Annotated in this window: 8 protein-coding genes and 1 pseudogene; 6 read left to right on the forward strand and 3 right to left on the reverse strand. The window is 65.7% G+C overall.

The annotated features are described in order from the left end of the window. Positions 1–112: 112 nt before the first annotated feature. Complete coding sequence (locus SCI24_RS20445; protein ID WP_318727124.1) at positions 113–358, reverse strand: hypothetical protein; 246 nt, start codon at positions 356–358, stop codon at positions 113–115. Between the two features lie 10 nt (positions 359–368). Then, positions 369–785 (reverse strand): S24 family peptidase, encoded by a 417-nt coding sequence (locus tag SCI24_RS20450; protein WP_318727125.1) that lies wholly within the window; start codon positions 783–785, stop codon positions 369–371. A gap of 511 nt (positions 786–1,296) precedes the next feature. Here SCI24_RS20450 and SCI24_RS20455 point away from each other — a divergent pair. Continuing rightward, the gene (locus SCI24_RS20455; RefSeq protein WP_318727126.1) at positions 1,297–1,659 is read left to right on the forward strand and encodes a helix-turn-helix domain-containing protein; all 363 of its coding nucleotides are present in this window, start codon (positions 1,297–1,299) and stop codon (positions 1,657–1,659) included. A gap of 2 nt (positions 1,660–1,661) precedes the next feature. After that, on the forward strand, positions 1,662–2,099 hold the full coding sequence (locus SCI24_RS20460; protein ID WP_318727127.1) for a hypothetical protein: 438 nt from the start codon (positions 1,662–1,664) through the stop codon (positions 2,097–2,099). A 12-nt stretch (positions 2,100–2,111) separates the two neighbouring features. On the opposite strand, the gene SCI24_RS20465 is transcribed toward SCI24_RS20460, so the two are convergent. Further along, positions 2,112–2,387, reverse strand: a complete 276-nt coding sequence (locus SCI24_RS20465; protein WP_318727128.1) for a hypothetical protein — start codon at positions 2,385–2,387, stop codon at positions 2,112–2,114. A gap of 87 nt (positions 2,388–2,474) precedes the next feature. Between SCI24_RS20465 and SCI24_RS20470 the strand changes: the two genes are divergently transcribed. The 4 genes and pseudogenes from SCI24_RS20470 to SCI24_RS20480 all read left to right on the forward strand — a co-directional run. Next, complete coding sequence (locus tag SCI24_RS20470; RefSeq protein WP_318727129.1) at positions 2,475–4,562, forward strand: DNA-binding protein; 2,088 nt, start codon at positions 2,475–2,477, stop codon at positions 4,560–4,562. A 144-nt stretch (positions 4,563–4,706) separates the two neighbouring features. Continuing rightward, positions 4,707–4,994: pseudogene (locus tag SCI24_RS21585) on the forward strand (AAA family ATPase); the annotation flags it as partial. 23 nt (positions 4,995–5,017) lie between these two features. After that, positions 5,018–5,320: a hypothetical protein gene (locus tag SCI24_RS20475; protein ID WP_318727130.1), complete on the forward strand. Its 303-nt coding sequence runs from the start codon at positions 5,018–5,020 to the stop codon at positions 5,318–5,320. Positions 5,321–5,322: 2 nt separating this feature from the next. Further along, positions 5,323–5,848, forward strand: a 526-nt coding sequence (locus SCI24_RS20480) for a hypothetical protein (RefSeq protein WP_318727131.1), incomplete at its 3' end; no start/stop codon positions are given.

The following is a 5,848-nucleotide window of genomic DNA, read 5'->3' on the forward strand; positions in this document are numbered from 1 at the left end:
TCGTCAGGCTGACGACAACTACCCCCAACCGGTCATTTTAAATGTCGCCGACCGGTCAAAGTAGTTGACGTCGCATAGTGGCCCTTTTTGCTGGGTGTTTGGCACTGTGGTGTCAGGCCATCAGCATCCGGGCATGGCTGGCCGAGCAATAGACGCCCTGGACGTAGACATCCATCTCCTCATTCTGGGTGTTGTTGTAGAACGTCTCGCCACCGAGCGCGTTGAGGTCTCCACTGATCTCGTCCTCTGGCTCCACTTCATAGCCGCCCAGGAGCTCTGCCACTGTGAGGTCACCCTCCTCGGTACGGATGGCAATGAATCCGATGCGCGGGTTCACGCCGATTACGGTCCCTTTCATGCGTTCCTCCTCAGAGCCAGCCGGCGGCCCAGACGGCGCGGCCGATCACCTCGAGCTCGACCAGGCGCTCCTTGGGAACGGTGAGGCGATCATAAGAGGGGTTCTCGCTGATCACCGCCACCCCGTCGAAATTGCGCTGGAGGCGCTTGGCGTAGAGGTGGTCGTCCAGGCGGATAACGTAGATGCCCTCGCCCTCGATGGTCGTCCTGGTGTGGTCGATGAGCACGGTATCGCCGCTGTGCAGGATCGGCTCCATGGAGTCGCCATCCACGCGGATCGCCGAGAGGTGCTCGGGCGTAAGCCCCTGCTTGCGCAAGCTGTAGCGGGTGAAGGACAGGTTGGTGAGCACCCGGCAATGATCGTTCCAGGCGCCGGCCCCGGCGCTGCACTGGGCATCATAGAGCGGTACGAAGGCGTAGTCGTCCATGGTTTTTCCGGACCGATTCTCGACTTCGTGACCTGGTTGCTCCACTTCCCGCTCGGCTTCCTCGCTAAGGCCGATATGGACTTGGTGTACAGCCCTGGCCATCGATTCCCCGTAGGCCACCCAGTCAAGTGACACCCCTGCTGACATGCAGAGTCTCGCCACACCCGCGAACACCGGGACTGATTCGCCCGTGGTCCAGCGGTTCAGCGTAGATACCGACACCCCAGCGGCTTTAGCCGCTGCCTTCCGGCTGCCGATGCGGTCAGCCACCTCAGCAATTCGGGTTCCGATTCCATCCGTGGGATTCGGAACCGAGTTTGCGCCATTACCTTCAAGTTCCGTTTCCATCTAAGCACCTGATTTTGTGATGTAAAATACAACAATGGGTGGCGTGGCTTCACATTTGGGAATCGGAACTCCATTTATGGGTTGATGATCACCCATATTCGGGCTAGTGTTTATGGCAACTGCCAAGTTAGACGGCCAGAAAAAACGCCACCGAGGTGACGCCATGAAGCTAGAAATCCCCGTTTCTCCAGAGCAGCGCTGGGAGTGGATCAAGTACCAGCTGCGCCGCGACGGCTCGAGCCTGAGCCGCCTGGCGGTGGAGCTCGGTGTCTCTGCCAGCGCTCCGCAGCTCACCAAGTACACGCCCTATCCACGCATCGAGCGTGCCATCGCCAAGAAGCTTGGGCTGTCTCCATTGGAGATATGGCCCGAGCGCTGGAATGCCGATGGCACCCCTTGCCGGCAGCGGCCCAACCGCGCGGAAAGTTGCGCCGTAGGGCGCAAATCTGGCGAGGCCGCCCATATATGCGCACAGGATAGCGGCTCTAACGCTATCGCGCACCGTCAGCTAGCGCGGGAGGACTAGACATGCGCCGCGTAAAAGACCCCGCCACCCTAGACCTCTTCACGGTGCCCCAGCCCGTAGTGCCCACCCCGGGCGGCGGCAACTACGCCGTCCAGGTCAGCGAGCTGGTCGGCAATGTGCTGAAGCACGCAGGCATGGATCGCTACGAGGTGGCCGCGCAGATGAGCCGGCTCTCCGGCGACGACGTCTCCAAGCACATGTTAGACGCCTGGAGCTCACCGGCGCGGGCCGATCACAACATCCCCCTGTATCGCGTCCCTCTCCTCGAGGAGGTGTGTCACAGCCACGACTTCACCGACTGGATGGTGCACCTGCGCGGTGGCCGGGTGGCCTACGGCCGGGAAGCCCTGGACGCCCAGTTCGGGAAGCTGCAGCGCATGCGCGACAAGATCCAGGCCGACATGCGCGAACTGAAGAAGCTGATGGGAGAAGAGGAATGACTGATCGCAGCCCTATTGAGCAAGCCGCTGAGCGTCGAGAGCGTCAACAACTGAATCGGCTAAAGGAACGTGTTCGTCGAATCCAGGGCGATCGCGATACAGCTGATACCAGCGACGAATCATCGCGTCTCTCTCTTGTTCGCCAAGAACGCCCTGCGACTCAAGCTCCAGCAGGAGAAAAGCAATGAAATCGGTCTGCGCGTTGGTGATCTCGCGCAATTGCTTTAGCGAGGCGCGGATCGGTACAGGCACGTCCTTTAAGAGCTCGTCGAAGTCGCCAGTCTGCATTGGGGGTTCCTCTGCGCCGTTGGGTTTGGTTGGCACCTCTCAACGTAGCGGAGACATGGACCCCCGCCCATTCGAGGGAGGTCGGCCATGAACTGTCGCACCTCTCAACTGACCCGTGGCTGGTATACCGCCCGAGAACTCGCCGGCCTGCCAGGCATGCCCAGCTCTGAGCGGGGCGTCAAGAAGTTGGCCGAGCGCCAGAGCTGGGAAGGCCAGCGTCGCCTCGGCACCAAGGCGCTGGAATACGCCTTCGCGGTCTTGCCGGCGGAGACCCAGCAGGCACTGATCGCCCAAACGGTGGGCCAGAGCGAGCCCGCGGCGGTAGATGCCGAGCTGGTCGCCGAGCCTCAGGCCAACACCCCAGAGACGCGCCAGCTGACCGATGCCCAGCGCAAGGTGATGGGTGCCCGGGTGGCCTTCGTCCGCGAGATCGAGCGCATGACCCGGCTGGTCAGCCAGCAGCGCGCCATCGAGACGTTAGTCGCCCTGGCGCAGGCCGACGATCTAACGCCGTATCTCGCTGAGCGCGTGGTGATCGCCAACGATCGCAAGACCGACACCCGCACGCTCTCCGAGCGGACCCTCAAGCGCTGGGTATCGGCCTTCAAGAAAGAGGGCGAACGCGGCCTGGCGCCCAAGCGCCGCAAGGCCGACATGCGTGTGCCCGACTGGGCCGGCGACTTCCTGAAGCGCTACCAGCGCCCGCAGAAGCCCAGCGTCGAGGCCGCCTACCAGCAGCTGGTCGAGCAGACCGAGCCGCCGCACCCCAGCATCCACCAGGTGCGCCGCTGGCTCGCCAAGCTGTCGCCGGAAGCCCGCGAACGTGGCCGCATGGGCCCGCGCGAGCTCAAGGCGCTACAGCCGTTCAAGCGCCGCACCACCGAGGGCCTGTGGCCCAACGACGTATGGGTCGCCGATGGCCACACCTTCGATGCCGAGGTGATCAACCCGCTGACCGGCCAGGCGTTCCGCCCCGAGGTCACGCTGATCATCGACTGGGCGACCCGTCGCATCACCGGCTTTGCCATCAACCTGGCGGAGAGCACCCTGGCCACCCTGGACGCCCTGCGCGATGCGGTGAGCCGCGTCGGCATGTTCAACCTCTTCTACGTCGACAACGGCTCCGGCTTCGACAATGCCAGCGTCTACGAGGTGATCGATCGCCTGGGCGGCACCATCACCCACTCGCTGCCCTACAACTCCCAGGCGCGCGGCGTCATCGAGCGCGCCCACCAGTCGACCCTGGTGCGGCTGGCCAAGGACATGGATAGCTACATCGGCGCCGACATGGACCCCGAGGCCTCCAGCCGGGCGCACAAGCTGTCGCGCAAGGCCATCGCCCAGGGCCTCAAGCCGGCCACGCTGCCGACCTTCCAGACCTTCTTCGACCGCCTGAACGAGGCGCTGAACGCCTACAACCATCGTCCCCACAAGGGGCTGGCGAAGATCCGCGACCTGGATAGCGGCCGGCTGCGCCATCAGAGCCCGATGGAGGCCTGGAAGAGCGCCGAGGCCGAGGGCTTCGAGGCGCTGACCGCCCCGGCCGATGTCGTCGCTTCGCTGATGCGCCCCCAGGAGGTGCGCAAGAGCCATCGCGGCGAGGTGCGGGTCAACGGCGGGCGCTACTTCCTGGAGGCACTGCGCGACTTCCACGGCGACGAGATCAAGGTCGCCTGGGACTACCGCGATACCAGTGCGGTGGGCATCTACACCCTGGAAGGGGAGTGGATCGGCGAGGCGGCCCTCGACGGCAACGCCACCGCCGCCATGCCGGCCAGCATGATCCAGCGCGCCGCCGACAAGCGCGAGCAGGGCCAGTTGAACCGCCTGGCCAAGAAGGCCAAGACCATCACCGGCCAGGACGTGGAGATCCGCACCCTCGAGCCGGCCGCACCGGCCGCGACCAACGATCGGCAGCTCGAAGCCGGCCGCGCCAAGGCGCGCGAACTGGCCGCGCCCCAGGCGCCGACCTTCCAGATTCCGCAGGACCCCACCCAGCGCTATCGGCTGTGGCAACAGCTCGATGCCCGGCTGAATGCCGGCGAAGCACTGGGGGAAAGAGAGCAGCAGTGGTGGCAGAGCTACCCGAAGACCCCGGGATTCCGGGCGATCAAGAAGCTGCACGAGTTGGATGCCGGGGGACGGCAATCCCCCGGCACCCGGCGGGCCATGTAGACGCATGGCCCATGACACCCAAGCACCAATGAAGGAACTGTGATGAGCGTCAATACCATTGTACCACTGACCAATGTGGGCCTCCTGGCGCAAGCCGTGGAGAGCGCCGCCAGCCGCCCGCCCGAATTGCCCGGCCTGGTGGTGATGTATGGCCCCAGCGGTTACGGCAAGTCCCTGGCGGCGGCCCGCTCCGCCAACCTGCATCGCGCCTACTACGTGGAGTGCCGCGAGAGCTGGACCAAGAAGGCCTTCCTGATCGCGATCCTGCGCGAGATGGGGATTATCCCCACGCGCACGCTCAGCGAGATGGTCGACCAGGTCGCCGAGCAGCTCAGCCGCTCCGGCCGGCCGCTGATCGTCGACGACGTCCAGTACGTCATCGACAAGGCCGCCGCCAACGTGCTCACCGACATCTACAACGCCAGCCAGGGCACGCTGATCCTGGCGAGGAGCGCGTGCCGGCCTCCATGGCGCGCCTCGAGCGCCTGCACAACCGGGTGCTGGAGTGGGTGCCCGCCCAGCCGGCCAACCTGGATGACGTCCGCCAGCTCGCCGAGAGCAGCTACCCCGACATCGAGATCGACGACGACCTGCTCGACACCGTGGTGGCGAGGGTGCGCGGCTGCCTGCGCCGGGTGGCGGTCAACCTTTACCAGATCCACTCGGAGGCCCTGGCCAATGGCTGGAACCGGGTCGACCTGGACACCTGGGGGGATCGCGAGATCCACACTGGCCAACCGCCGGCGCGGAGGGGGTGAGGATGACTCGCAAGCCCGTGCATCTCGAAGCGCAAGGCCCCAAGGGCAGCCGCCAGGCGATGTGGGAGGTGATCCGCCGCCTGCACCTGGCCGGCGAGCCGATCAACGCCCCCGACGTGCGGGGGCACCTCAAGACCGTGATCCCGCTCGGCCGCGTCCGCGACTACCTGAGCGGCCTGGAGAAGGCCGGTTATCTGGGGCGCATCGCCGAGCCCAGGAAAAGCGGCGAGCCGGTGGACTACACCCTGCAGCGCGACGTGGGGGTGGAGGCCCCGCGTGTCCGCCGAGACGGCAGCGAGCCCGTCCAGGGCCGTGGCCGGGAGCAGATGTGGCGCACGCTCAAGATCCTCGGCGAGTTCAGCGCCCGCCAGCTGGCCAGCGCCGCCAGCACCCCCGACGTGCCGGTGGCCGAGGCCACGGCCAGCGAGTACTGCCGCTACCTCAAGGCCGGCGGCTACCTGCAAACCGCCCGCCCGTCGGCGGCCGGCCAGGCCGAGCGCTTCCGGCTGGTGGCCAGCCGCTGGAGCG

This window comes from Halomonas sp. (genome assembly GCF_033549285.1).
In the GTDB taxonomy this organism is placed as follows: Bacteria; Pseudomonadota; Gammaproteobacteria; order Pseudomonadales; family Halomonadaceae; genus Halomonas.